The following is a 12,792-nucleotide window of genomic DNA, read 5'->3' as shown; positions in this document are numbered from 1 at the left end:
CCAGGGTCTGCCACTCCTCCTCTGGAATCGAGGTCAGCTCCAGTTTGCCACCGGTGGTGCGATAGTGCGCCTCCCCCCACCAATACCAGTGCTGCCGGTAGTAGTGGGAATTGTCCATGCAGAGCTTGAACAGCATCTGCAGGTGCTCGGGCACCTCGTTCCAGCGATCGGAGTTGGCAAAATAGGAGCCGGCCCAGGCGCCGGAAATGTTGTTGGTCAGGTAGTAGTTGGCGACATCGGCCCAACCCACGGTATAGGCCTCGGTGATCCCCGCCCAGGCGATTCCGTCGAGCTCGCGGGTCTGCATGGCGACCTCGATATCCTCCCAGGGAAGCGTCACCGGTACCACGCCGAATCGGCTCAGGAAGCGCCCCGCCGTGGGGAAAGTGAAGACGCGCTTGCCGCGCAGGTCTTCGATGCTGCGAATCGGATCCCGGGTCACGAAGTTGCAGGGGTCCCAGGCGCCGGCACCGAGCCAGGTCACGCCGTCGATCTCGGCATAGGCCTCTTCCCAGATCTCCTTGAGGCCGTAGTGCTCGAAGAGCACCGGCACATCGAGGCTGTAGCGCGAGGCGAAGGGGAAGTAACCACCGAAGACCGACACATCCACCGGGGCGGCGATCGAGTCGTCGTCGCTCTGCACCGCGTCGATGGTGCCGCGCTGCATGGCACGGAACAGCTCACCGGTGGGAACCAGCTGGTCGGCATAGAACAGCTCGATCTCCATTTCGCCGTTGGCGGCCTTGTTGAAGGCGTCGATGGAGGGCTTGATGACGTGGGCTGCTAACGCCGGCCCGGCATAGGTCTGCATGCGCCAGCGAATGGGGGTGCGCGACTGGGCGTGGACATAGGGGGCACCGACAGTGGCTGCACCCACCGTGGCGGCGGTAGCCACCCCGGCCTTCTTGAGAAAGTCGCGTCTGTTGCGGTTGGTCATTTTCATTCTCCCGATAGCGATTTGTTGTTGTTTCACTTGCCTGGCACGCCAGGCGCGGTGTCATTCCCCTGTGTTCCCCTCCTTGCCCCGGCGGGCATGGGTCACCCCATGAAGAAAGCATTGATCTCAGTAGCCGTAGTAGAGCTCCGGCAGCCACAGCGCCAGCTGCGGAAAGACGGTGATCAAGCCCAGCCCCAGCAGCATAATCAGCACGAAGGGCCAGACACTGCGGTAGATGTCACCCAGGGACACCTCCGGCGGCGCCATGGCCCGCATCAGGAACAGGTTGTAGCCGAACGGGGGCGTCATGTAGGCGATCTGCACGGTGATGGTGTAGAGCACGCCGTACCACACGGGGTCGAAACCCAGGCTCACCACCAGCGGTACATAGAGCGGTGCCACGATCACCAGCATCGCGGTATCGTCCAGGAACATGCCCATCAGGATGTAGGAGAGCTGCATCATCAGCAGGATCTCCCAGGGGCCCAGCCCCATGCGATCGAGGAAGACGTTCTCGATCGCCCGCACTGCCCCGAGGCCATCAAACACCGCACCGAAGCTGAGGGCGGCGAGAATGATCCACATGAACATGCAACTGATGCCCAGGGTGCGGCGCACCGTGACCTCGATCACGGCCCGGGTCAGGCGTCCCTTGAACAGCGCCGCGAGGGTCGCCGCGAAGGCGCCGTAGGCGGCACTCTCCACCAGGCTGGTGACTCCCATCAGGAACAGTCCGGTCATGGAGAAGAAGATCAGCAGCGGCAGGATCCCGGCGCGCAGCAGCTTGAGCTTCGCACCCAGGCTCATGTTGCGCTCCTCCGGCGGCAAGGCCGGCCCCAGGCTCGGCTGCAGCCGGCAGCGCACCACGATGTAGATCACGAACATGGCGGCCAGGATCAGCCCGGGAATCGCCCCGGCCAGCCACAGCTTGCCCACCGGCTGGCGGGCGATCATGCCGTAGAGCACCAGCACCACGCTGGGCGGCACCAGGATCCCCAGCGAGCTTCCCGCCTGGATCACCCCGGTGACCATGATCTTGTCGTAGCCCCGGCGGAGCAGCTCCGGCAAGGCGATGCTGGCCCCGATCGCCATGCCGGCCACGCTCAGGCCGTTCATGGCCGAGACAACCACCATCAGGCCGATGGTGCCCACCGCCAGGCCGCCCCGCAGCGATCCCATCCAGACATGGAACATCTCGTAGAGGTCACCGGCGATGCCCGACTCGGAGAGCATGTAGCCCATGAACACGAACAGCGGCAGGGTCAGCAGCGGATACCAGTTCATCAGCACGAAACTGGCGTTGAACGGCATCTCCACCCCGCCATCGCCCCACAGCAGCAGCGCCGAGGCGGCCCCGACGAAGCCGATGACGCCGAACACCCGCTGGCCGGTCAACAGCAGCAGCATCATGCTCGAGAACATCATCAACGCGATCATCTCGTAGCTCATTCGGCATCCTCCGCATAGATGTCCTGCCCGCGGGCCGTGGCGACATCCTTGAAGAAGGTCGCGATAGCCTGCAACAGCATCAGCAGGATGCCGGTACACATGATGATCTTGATCGGCGCCAGCGGTGGCGCCCAGGCGGAGTAGTTGCGCTGTCCGTACTGCAGCGCGTACTGGGTGCTGGAGATGCCGCCCAGCAACAGCGTGACCAGGAAGAAGATCAGGAAGAGAATGGTGATGGCGTCGACCAGCGCCTGGGTGCGAGGGGTCCAGCGGCTATAGAAAAGATCCATGCGCACATGGGACCCCATCTGCATGGCATAGGCGCCGCCCAGGAGGTAGTAGCTCACCAGCATGAACTGGGACATCTCAACGCCCCACATCAGCGGGCTGTTGAGCACGGTACGCGAGAATGAGGCATAGAGCAGTAGCGCCATCATCACGAAGACCAGGTACATGACCAGCCGTCCCACCCCTCGATTGAGGCGATCGACGAGGCGCACATAGCGTCTTATTGTTCTTGGCATGTCGGGAAAAACCCTGTGCGGCTTGAAACAGTGCGTTTCAGTCTTGGCCGGTCTTTCTCCGTACCGCAAAGAGCATCGGTGTTGGTGACGCAGCGACTATCGATAAAATCGATAGTGAACTCGGGCTGGGCATCCCCCCGGCCCATCTCCCCCGCTGAGCCATGAATCGTCTATCAGGTACTCAGGTGCGGGTAGACACCTCCGCGGAGAGCCATGGCAGGGCCTGGTCGAGCTGACCACGGAAGCGTTGTTCCAGCAGGCGGCGGCTGTCCCGGGCCAGTAACCCGGGCAGGTCGCCCAGCTCGTCGCGACGCGCGACCAGMGTCAACTCGCGGCTGAGCGGCGCCAACGGCAGCGGCGCKAYCTGGACCTTGAGGCTCTCCAGTCCGGCCTGATAGAGGCACAGTGGCGTGGTGATGGTCCAGCCGGCTCCGGCGCTGACCAGGCGCAGCACCGCAAAGGTGTTGTCGAGATGGAGTCGGGCCGGTAGCTCCAGCTTGTTCAAGCGCAGATGGCGCTCGATGGCCTGGCCGATCAACGACTGCGGCGTATAGCGCACGAAGTCGAGCTGACGGGCGATCCAGCGAAGGTTGTCCAAGGGACCCGACCAGCCGAGCGGCACCACCAGCACGAAGGGTTCGCGCAACAGGGCATGCCGCTCCAGGCCATCATAGTTCTCGAGACGATCATCGGAGATGATGATGTCCACATGGCGGGTCAGCAGGGCATGGCTGTGCATATGGGACAACCCCGTGGTCAGGGTATAGTCCCGCGTATAGCGCCGGATCAACTCGATCAACGGCTGCCCCACGGCCGTGGCCATGGAATCGACCAGCGCCAGGCGCACCTGGTGAAGCTGCCCGAAGGCGCCCGACACCAGCTCACGACGGGTACTGCGCGCCTCCTCCAGCAGGCGCCGGGCACGGTCATAGAAGAAGCGACCCGCACTGGTCGGCTCCAGCGGCCGGGTGTTGCGCTTGAACAACGCCACCCCCATCCCCTCCTCGAGGTTGGCCAGGCTCTGGGACACCGACGACTGCTTGAGCCCCAACCGCCGGGCGGCGGCACTCTGGCTGCCCTGCTCCAGGGTCTCGACGAAGATTTCCATGCTGCGCAGGTCGAACCCGAAGCCGCTTCGCATTGCTCCTCCTGACTCATCATATGACGACGAACTCGAAACCTGGACCGGTCCTGCTCAGTCGGATAGAAGCCGCTCCAATGCCGTACCGGGCATGGGCCGATGAAAGTGGAAGCCCTGGAATCGACGACAGCCGCGGTTCAGCAGGAAGTCCAGCTGTGCCTCATTCTCGACACCCTCGGCCACGACCTCGATGCCGAGATGCTGCGCCATGGCCAGTATCGTCTCGACGATGGCGGCGTCGTTGCTGTCGGAGTCCAGGTCGCTGACGAAGCTGCGGTCGATCTTCAATTCGTCCAGCGGCAGGCACTTGAGGTAAGTCAGGGAGGAGAAACCGGTACCAAAATCGTCCAGGGCCAGATTGACTCCCAGCCGCTTGAGTTGATGCATGCGCTCGACGGCATCACCGAGACCGTCGATCATGATGCTCTCGGTCAGCTCGATGGTCAGCCGCGACGGATCGACGCCATGAGTGCCCAGCACCCAGGTCACCCCTTCGACGAATCCAGGCTGAGTGAAGTGTCGCACGCTGATGTTGACCGACAGGCGAGGCAGCGTTTCGGCCGGCAGTCGAGTCAACAGCTCGCAGCAGTTGTCCAGCATCCAGGTCTCGAGCTCGACGATCAGGTCGCTCTCCTCCGCGATGGCAATGAAGACCTCCGGCGATATCCAGCCATGGACCGGATGCTGCCAGCGCATCAGCCCCTCGACACCGAATATCCGCCCGTCCTGGTCCAGCTGGGGCTGAAAGTGGGCACAGAGCTGATCTTCTGCCAGGGCCCGACGCAGCGCCTGCTCCATCTCCAGCCGCCAGGTGATCTGGGTCTGCATCGCCGGCTCGTAACCACAGACCTGGGCCCGTCCCTTGACCTTGGCCTGGTACATGGCGGTATCGGCATGTCGCAGTACATCGCCCACGTCATCGTCGACAGAAAGAGGAAAGAGGGTATAGCCGATACTCGGCGTGACGCTGATCCGATGCCCCTCGAGGTCATAGACCTTGCGCAGCGAGGTGAGAAGGTCCCGGGCCATCTGCTCGGCCCTCACCAGCTCGGCCTGCCGGTCCCCCGACAGCGCCGGCACCAGCACCACGAACTCGTCGCCGCTGAGGCGAGCCGCCATGTCCCCGTCGCGCATGCAGACCAGCAGCCGCTTGCTTAGCTGCCTGAGCAGCTCGTCACCGACGGTGTGACCCAGGGAATCGTTGATCATCTTGAAGCGGTCGAGGTCGAGGAACATCACCAGGCCCAGACGACCGTCATCGCGGCGGTCCCGGATGGTGGAAGCCAGGGTCTCGATCAGCAGGCGGCGATTGGGCAGCTCTGTCAGTGGGTCGAAATAGGCCTGGCGATGAATGATCTCCTCGGCTCGCTTGCGCTCGGTGAAGTCCTCGATCAGGGCCACACCGCCAACGATCTCGCCCTTCTCGTTGCGCAGGGCGTTGTAGAAGGCGCGCAGCGGCGTCAGCTTGCCGCTGAGAATGGCGCGATAGGTTCCTTCGTAATAGCCGGTCCCGCTGGCCAGCGCCTGGCGGACCGCTCCGGACACCCGCTTGTCCTCCACTTGTTCCAGCAGGTTAAGCCCCAGCAAGCGTTGCCGGCTCGCCCCGAGGATATCCAGGCACTTCTCGTTACAGTCGACGACACGCCCTTCCCGGTCGAAGTGCATCACCCCCAGGGGCGTGTGGCGGAAGATGGCACGATAGCGACCCTCGCTCTCACGCAGCTGGGTCTCCCGTGAGGTGACGGCCAGGCGCAGGGCAATATTGTCACTGATGATGCGGTAGAGCCGGCGGCTGACCGTCAACAGGAGTCCGAGGAACAGCACCACCATGGCTGAAAGCAGCCAGGCAAACGACGTCCCGTACAGCAGCAACTGGCCCAGCATAGGTAGCATGGTGGGAAGGATGAAGATGGGAGCCACCCACCAAACCGAGGACAGGGTGGTCATCCCTCCAGCGGTGACCCCAGCCAGCACGATAGCAAGGGCAGCCAGCTGACCGGGATGCTCCATGGTGAACATGAGCAGTCCCGCAGCGCCCCACACCGTGCCGGCAATACCGGCCCCCCAGGCGAATCGGTACAGCCAACGCCGCTGACGACGACGGCTTGCAGAAAGACGATGGTAATACCAGGCGAGTCCCAGGCGACTGCAGGAGACAACCACCAGCGCGGCCAGCCATCCGACCAACAGTGTGGCGGGCAATAACGGCCACATCGCGGCAACCAGCAGGCACGCTCCCATTACACTGGCCAGCACCGGCTGCCACAGCCGCTCGTAGAGCAGATGAACCTGCTCCTGGACGAGCTGACGGCGCTGGGGCGAGACAGGCAGAGGCGCACCGAGGCTCTCGAAGCGCTCCTCCGAGGGAAGGACGGGCATGCGATGCTTCCGAATCGATTACTTTGTCGTGGCTCCTATCTTTACCGCATGCCGGCGGATATAGCGAGGGAGCCGCCCTCAACGCAAGGCGGTCGGGGGACTCCCTGTCGTGTTCAAGGCCAGGAATAGACACCACGATTCAGGCCATCCCGGATCGCCGAGATCACCTTGGCCCCGCGCAACGTAGCCCCGCTGTAGCCATCGATATCGTCGACCATGCGCTCGGGCTCATAGAGCCTGAAGATGCGCGTGACGGGCTCGCCTTCCAGGCGCTCGGCGATCTGGCGATGCTGCACCATGACCGGGTAGAGTTCGTCGCCCTCCTCCAGTGCCAGGTAGTCCACCCCACGGTAGGCCAGGTAGCGATAGTTGACTGACTCGAAGTGGCCATCGCGCAGGTCGAAGGTGATGTTGACCTGGATGATCCCGCGGTCGGTAAAGACACCGCGGTAGTGGCCATCCAGGGGCATGCCCAGCATGGCGCGGTGGAGGCGCTCGTCCTCGGCTGGCGAAAGGCGCGCCTCGGCGGTGTCGGTGTCATTGGCGATCTCGGACGTTTCCTCGACGGCCTGGGACTCGACCGGCTCCCCGTCCTCGTCCACCAGACGCCCGACCAGATACTCCTCGAGCATCCCCTCGGCTCTTGGGCTGTGGGGCACCCCGGGACGCTTGTTGTCCCAGCCCTCGGTGGCCTCCCTGCCACACCACTCCAGCATCACCTCCTCTTCGGTGGGGTGATCGGGGATGTACTCGGTGACGTCGTAGACCCGACCATGAATGGCCTTCCAGCAGCTCTCGGCGGAGTCGTGCTCGGCCAGTTCGTCCAGGGTGATCGTGTCGAGGTCGTCGTCGGAGCGCTCCTCCTCCCCTGCCTGGGACAATGCGCTGGCCGAGAGCAGGGTGAGGATACTGGCCAGGAAAGCGATAAAGGCGGTATAGGCGATCTTGTTCATAGGAAATCGAAGACCTCGCTGTGTATGCGTGAGAGAGGAATGCCCTGGTCGGTCAGCAGTCGCTGCAGGTGATCGTTCATTCCCGGGGGGCCGCAGATATAGATTTCTCGTTCCGCGTAGTCGGGGCAGTGCTGGCGCAGGAAGGCTTCGTCCAGCCGTCCTCGCTCCCTGGAGTAATGCTGGGTAAAGCTGAAGGACTCGTGAGCTTCGGCAATGCCCCCGAGTTCCTTCTGATAGTAGGCACGGTCAGGGCTATTGGCGAGATAGAAGAGGTGGACATGGCCCTTGCAGCTCCCCCCTGAGGCCAGGTCACGGGCCCCGCCGACGAAGGGCGTGATGCCGATGCCGCCGCCCAGCCAGAGCATGTCGCGCTTCGGGAAGCGGCGCCCGAAGAACTCTCCATAGGGCCCCTCGACCAACACCCGGGTTCCCGGCGTCACCGACTGCAGGGCGCGGCTGGCATCACCCAGCTCCTTGATGCCGATTCGCAGCTGATTGTCGCTTGGGCTCGATGCAATGGTGTAGGGGTGCTCCTCGCCGCGGCCGGCGGTCAGGGTCTCGTCCAGCGGTGAAAGGTAGACGAACTGCCCTGTCTCATGCCTCATGCGTCGCCCCTCGGGCTCAAGCACCAGCTCCACCACGCCCCGCGCCAGTCTGTCCACAGACGTGATCCGGTAAGGCAGGCGCGACCAGCGGGGGGAGAGAAGCTTGCGCCAGGCGATGGCACCGAGCCCGGCGATACCGAGCAGCCACCAGGGCCAGGTCTCACCGGCCAGCAGCAGGACGTGCCAGAGCGCCAGCAGCACTGCCGCCGCCGAAACGAGGTGCAGACGCTTCCAGCGCTGGTAGTGGGGCTGGCCAAAGAAGTCGAAGGTGGGTGCCAGGAAGATCACCATGGCCAGCCAGGCGAACCAGCCCAGCCAGATCGCGCCATGGCTGACAGGAGGAAAGAGGGTTGTCACCGCGGCATCCAGCGAGGACGGCACCGCCGCCAGGGCCAGGGCCAGCACATGCACCATGACCAGGATGAAGGCACCGAACCCCATCCAGTGGTGCATCTTCCAGAGCCGCACCAGCCCGCCGAAGAGGCGATCGAAACCCGGCAGCCGCAGACTGACCGCTGCTGCAAGCAGCATCATCGCCAGCCCCAGGATGCCGCTGACCTGCCCCACCCAGGAGAGCCAGGCCGCCGGTGGGCCTCCCATACCACCCAGTCGCGGCAGCGCCACCAGAAGCGGCAGCAGAAGGAGGACGATCAACAGCAGGTCGCCATAGCGAGGTCGCAGGGGCATGCTGGGCTCCATCAAGAACAGACTCTCTCATTCTTGCTGACTATTTCCATTGCGCAACCCTGTCTAGCGCTAACGCACCGTTGTGTGACCCAAATCAACGCGTCATACAGCGCGTCAACCACACTGAAGTTCAGGAAGGCCTCCCTGACGTCGATACTTACCAAAACAACAAACCATATCCATAGACCGAGGAGCCTCTATGGCTAATAACAAGATGAGCCACAGGGTTTCGCCCTGGCTGGCGCTGGCACTCCCTGCCGCGCTGGCGCTGACCTGGGCAACCCAAGGCAGCGGCGTGATCGAGAAGGACCATGACCGCAATATCCACATTCCCGACGAGCTGCTCATGCCGCTGCAGCTCCAGGTGGCCTACAACGATGACGAGGTCTTCTTCCGCTATCGTTGGCCCGCCGAACAGGCCTATGTCTACCACGACATGCTGCGCTACGAGGATGGCGTGTGGCATCGTCATGGCGCCTCGCCCGTCGGACCGGATCCGGACAATACCTACGAAGACCGTGTCACCATGCTGGTGGACGATGGCAGCGTGCCGGAGTTCGGTCGCTATGGCGGCTACATCACCGTGGGCAGCGGCATGCGTTACTTTCCTGATGTGGCCAGTGCCGATGAGGTCCGTGAGCACCCTCACCTCGGCGAGACACTGGGCCGCAGCGATGTCCGCAAATATCTACCGGCCACCCGTACGGACCAGAATGACTGGCGCAGCGTGGTGAATGAGGACCTGCTGGGCGCCCAGCGCGAGGCCGGTTATTTCCTCGACCTGTGGCACTGGCGTGCGGGACGCTCCAACCCCATCGGCATGTCCGACGATAACTGGGTCGGCGAATACCGCAACAGTGATGCCGGCACAGGCCCCTTCACGACCAACTGGGATGGTGAGAACGAACGGCCCAGTTGGATGTTCGACCCCGAAGCGGTGGATATCCACGCCTTGCGCTGGGAGGATATCGCCGCGAACCGCTACGACTTCGACGGCCTCTACTACCTGGCCGAGGACTTTGCCATCGAATTCGACCCCGACCACGACTGGCAGAACGGCGACGTGATTCCACGCCGCCTGCTGCGCCAGCCCGAGGCTCCCGCGCGGCGATTCGGGTCCATGGCGATGCTCGCTGGGCCGATGGTCATTGGGACGTGACCCTGGTGCGCGCCATGGATACCGGAAGCCTCTGGATGACAAGGTCTTCCACGAACAGGGGCGCTACGACCTCGGTATCGCGGTGCACCGCGACGCCACCGGCAGCCGCTGGCACTACGTCTCGATGCCCTACAGCCTGGGGCTCGGCCGCGACGCGGATATCCAGGCCCAGCGTCTCAACGGCAGTGATCCCGAGTGGTCCGGCGACTGGAGCGAGATCACGCTCTTCTACCCGGGGCAGGTCAACTGGCCACTGCTGATCAGCGATGCCCATGCCGGCGCCCAAGATATCGCCGAAGGCACCGCGGTTCGTGCCCGCCATCACGAGAAGCAGCTGGCCTACTACGGCATGGAGATGGAGTTCAACGGCCCCATCACCGCGCGCTGGGGTCTGACGCTCTTCAGCGGACTGTTCCTGATGCTGGGGCTGACGCTAGCCCTGATACCTGCCTTCCGCCCGACTCACAAGGGAGACCTCTAATGGCTGCCATGCATCATATGCTCGTGCACTTTCCACTGGCGCTCTGGGCGCTCGCCATCCTGATGATCCTGATCGGCGCCTTCCTCTCCGGCCGACTAGCCGACATCAGTCGAGCTGCGCTGCTGCCGGTACTGGTAATCAGCGTGCTGGGGGGCGTAGCAGGCATTGTCAGCGGACTGATGGTCTGGCCGATGCAGGCCAATATCACCAGCCCGCTGGCCCGCAACCATATCCTGATGGCCTTCTGGTCGCTGGGGGTCTTCACCATGCTCACCGCACTGGTATGGCGGGCAGGCGACGCCGCCTTCGACGGAAGCCGTCGTTGGGCACTGGTGGTGCTGGCCTGATCGGCGGCCTCCTGTTGGCTTCCGCCGGCACACTGGGCGGACATATGCTCGGCGAGGCCACTCCCTGGTCCGCTGTCCTTGGCCTGCTCGGCTGGAACGTCTACACCACCTATTACACACCCTACTGGGTGCTGTTGCTCCTGCTGCTGGCAGGCCTGGGAGGCATCTACCTCGGGTACCGTGCGTCAGGCCGCCTGAAACCTGGTAAGGCTACGCTCGAATAAACGCTGAACCGAGTGGCTACCATCAAGGGCTCCCGAACGGAGCCCTTTTGGTTACCTGATTACGCATGTTGATCAGCCCCTGCCAGGCGCCTATCGGCGCCAGTCGCGATGGAAACCAGCGCTCCAACAGCTGCTTTCTCCACCAACGTTGCCTCGACGCTGTCGGAGGAAGCTTTAGCGTGAAAGGATCCGGATTGCAGGCGAGCACAAGCCTGCCGGCAGTCTTGCCGACGCCAACGATCACCGCCAACGCGGCGGCCTCCGCCAGGCGCCTGCTGCGTCTTATGCGTCTTATGCGTAATCAGGTTTCGTTATGGACGCCCTATCCACTCCCTGAACGCAGAAGACCCCGCTCATGGCGGGGTCTTCTGTATAGCAGAGGAGCGCGACTACTCGAAGCTGAAGCGCGGTGCCGGTGCATCCGGCAGCAGCGCCGCGCAGGCACGCACCTTGTCGAGCAGCGCGTCGTGGCTCGGGGCGACCAGGTTGACGTGAGCCAGCTTGCGCCCGGGGCGTTCGCTCTTGTCGTAGCGGTGCAGGTGGGCATCATGGATGGCCAGGATTGCCGCCGGGTCGCCCTCCTGGCCGATCACATTGACCATGCAGGTGGGCATGCGCGCGGCGGTATCGCCCAGTGGCAGGCCCTGGATGGCACGCAGGTGATTCTCGAACTGGCTGGTTACAGCGCCGTCCATGCTCCAGTGCCCGGAGTTGTGCACGCGAGGTGCCATCTCGTTGGCCAGCAGTCGGCCATCACGGGTCTGGAATAGCTCGAGTGTCAACACACCGACATAGTCGAGCTCGTCGAGCAGCGCGCGGATATACCGTCGGCGGTCTGTTGCACCGCCTCGTCGAGGTCCGGCATCGGCGCCAGCGAATAGCGCAGGATGCCATCCACGTGCAGGTTCTCGGCCATGGGGTAGAAGGCCACTTCGCTGTTACGGCCACGCACGGCAATGATCGACACCTCACGCACGAAGTCGACGAAGGCCTCGACGATCAACTTGGGATGGTTAATGCTGCGCCAGGCCTCATGGGCCTCGGCCGGGTCGCGGATCACGGCCTGACCCTTGCCGTCGTAGCCCTCGGTCACCGACTTGGCCACCACCGGGCAGCCCAGTTCGCGGGCCGCGGCCTCCAGCTCGTCGGCGTGCTCCACCAGGCGATAGGCCGGAGTGGGAATGCCCAGGCGATCGAACAGCGCCTTCTCCTCGGCACGGTTCTGGCAGACCCGGATCGCCTCACTGGAGGGATAGACCGGCCTGACCTCCTCGATGGCCTGCACCAGCGCCACCGGCAGGTGCTCGAACTCGTAGGTAACGAGATCCACTTTCTCGAGGAACGCCTGGAGGTGCTTCTGGTCGGTGTCGACCATGACGTCACCGATACCGGCACTGGGGTGGCCGGTGGTGTCGAGGAAGGTGAAGCGGTTGGCGAGTGGGTAGCCGGCCAGGGCCAGCATGCGGCCTAGCTGGCCGGCACCGAGGACTCCGATGGTCATGTCACTGCTCTCCTCTCGCTGGCTCATTCGGAGCGAGGGTCGGGGTTGTCGAGCACCGCCTGGGTCTGTTCGGCGCGGAAGGCCTCGACGGCGGCACGCACCCTACCGTCCTGCAGGCCGACGATCTGGGCGGCCAGCAGCCCGGCGTTGGTAGCGCCCGCCTTGCCGATGGCCAGGGTGCCCACGGCGATGCCGCCCGGCATCTGCACGATGGAGAGCAGCGAGTCGAGCCCTTTCAGTGCCTTCGATTCCACCGGCACACCGAGTACCGGCAGCGGCGTCTGGGACGCCACCATGCCCGGCAGGTGTGCCGCACCACCGGCACCAGCGACGATCACTTGAAGGCCACGCTCGGCGGCGGACCTGGCATAGTCGAATAGCAGGTCCGGGGTGCGGTGGGCAGAA

At 63.9% G+C, this 12,792-nt stretch carries 12 protein-coding genes and 1 pseudogene; 4 read left to right on the top strand and 9 right to left on the bottom strand.

What is annotated here, in order from left to right; translation table 11 throughout:
• The 7 genes from Q427_RS13385 to Q427_RS13355 form a co-directional block, all read right to left on the bottom strand.
• On the bottom strand, positions 1-937 hold a 937-nt coding region (locus tag Q427_RS13385), incomplete at its 3' end, for a TRAP transporter substrate-binding protein (protein WP_043514643.1).
• Between the two features lie 126 nt (positions 938-1,063).
• Entirely contained in the window at positions 1,064-2,386 is a 1,323-nt protein-coding gene (locus Q427_RS13380; RefSeq protein ID WP_043514640.1) for a TRAP transporter large permease, read from the bottom strand.
• Positions 2,383-2,886, bottom strand: a complete 504-nt coding sequence (locus tag Q427_RS13375; protein WP_231613687.1) for a TRAP transporter small permease subunit — start codon at positions 2,884-2,886, stop codon at positions 2,383-2,385. Before Q427_RS13375 ends, Q427_RS13380 begins: the two co-directional genes overlap by 4 nt.
• 205 nt (positions 2,887-3,091) lie before the next feature.
• Positions 3,092-4,051 (bottom strand): LysR family transcriptional regulator, encoded by a 960-nt coding sequence (locus tag Q427_RS13370; protein ID WP_043514633.1) that lies wholly within the window; start codon positions 4,049-4,051, stop codon positions 3,092-3,094.
• 54 nt (positions 4,052-4,105) lie between these two features.
• Entirely contained in the window at positions 4,106-6,430 is a 2,325-nt protein-coding gene (locus Q427_RS13365; protein WP_043514630.1) for a putative bifunctional diguanylate cyclase/phosphodiesterase, read from the bottom strand.
• A gap of 113 nt (positions 6,431-6,543) precedes the next feature.
• Positions 6,544-7,383, bottom strand: a complete 840-nt coding sequence (locus Q427_RS13360) for a cytochrome b5 domain-containing protein (protein WP_043514628.1) — start codon at positions 7,381-7,383, stop codon at positions 6,544-6,546.
• Complete coding sequence (locus Q427_RS13355) at positions 7,380-8,675, bottom strand: ferredoxin reductase family protein (protein WP_043514644.1); 1,296 nt, start codon at positions 8,673-8,675, stop codon at positions 7,380-7,382. The genes Q427_RS13360 and Q427_RS13355 overlap by 4 nt, the downstream gene beginning before the upstream one ends.
• Before the next feature lie 199 nt (positions 8,676-8,874).
• Here Q427_RS13355 and Q427_RS32290 point away from each other — a divergent pair, with 199 nt between their 5' ends.
• Genes Q427_RS32290 through Q427_RS32280 form a run of 4 tightly spaced genes read left to right on the top strand, consistent with a single transcriptional unit; the run spans position 8,875 to position 10,886 of the window.
• Positions 8,875-9,834, top strand: coding sequence for an ethylbenzene dehydrogenase-related protein (locus Q427_RS32290; RefSeq protein ID WP_197030636.1), 960 nt, complete (start codon positions 8,875-8,877; stop codon positions 9,832-9,834).
• Positions 9,824-10,315, top strand: a complete 492-nt coding sequence (locus tag Q427_RS32285; protein WP_197030635.1) for a hypothetical protein — start codon at positions 9,824-9,826, stop codon at positions 10,313-10,315. Before Q427_RS32290 ends, Q427_RS32285 begins: the two co-directional genes overlap by 11 nt.
• Positions 10,315-10,662, top strand: a complete 348-nt coding sequence (locus Q427_RS13345) for a hypothetical protein (protein WP_197030634.1) — start codon at positions 10,315-10,317, stop codon at positions 10,660-10,662. The genes Q427_RS32285 and Q427_RS13345 overlap by 1 nt, the downstream gene beginning before the upstream one ends.
• Positions 10,638-10,886 carry a hypothetical protein gene (locus Q427_RS32280; RefSeq protein WP_197030633.1) on the top strand — a complete coding sequence of 83 codons (249 nt, stop codon included), beginning with the start codon at positions 10,638-10,640 and terminating at the stop codon, positions 10,884-10,886. Before Q427_RS13345 ends, Q427_RS32280 begins: the two co-directional genes overlap by 25 nt.
• Positions 10,887-11,275: 389 nt before the next feature.
• On the opposite strand, the pseudogene Q427_RS13340 reads toward Q427_RS32280, so the two are convergent.
• A pseudogene (locus Q427_RS13340) lies at positions 11,276-12,387 on the bottom strand (5-(carboxyamino)imidazole ribonucleotide synthase).
• 23 nt (positions 12,388-12,410) lie between these two features.
• Positions 12,411-12,792, bottom strand: a 382-nt coding sequence (gene purE / locus Q427_RS13335) for a 5-(carboxyamino)imidazole ribonucleotide mutase (protein ID WP_043514625.1), incomplete at its 5' end; no start/stop codon positions are given.

The sequence above is a fragment of the Halomonas sp. BC04 genome (assembly GCF_000568385.1).
Note: the sequence above shows the minus strand (reverse complement) of the source record. Positions and strands in the feature narration are given on the sequence as shown.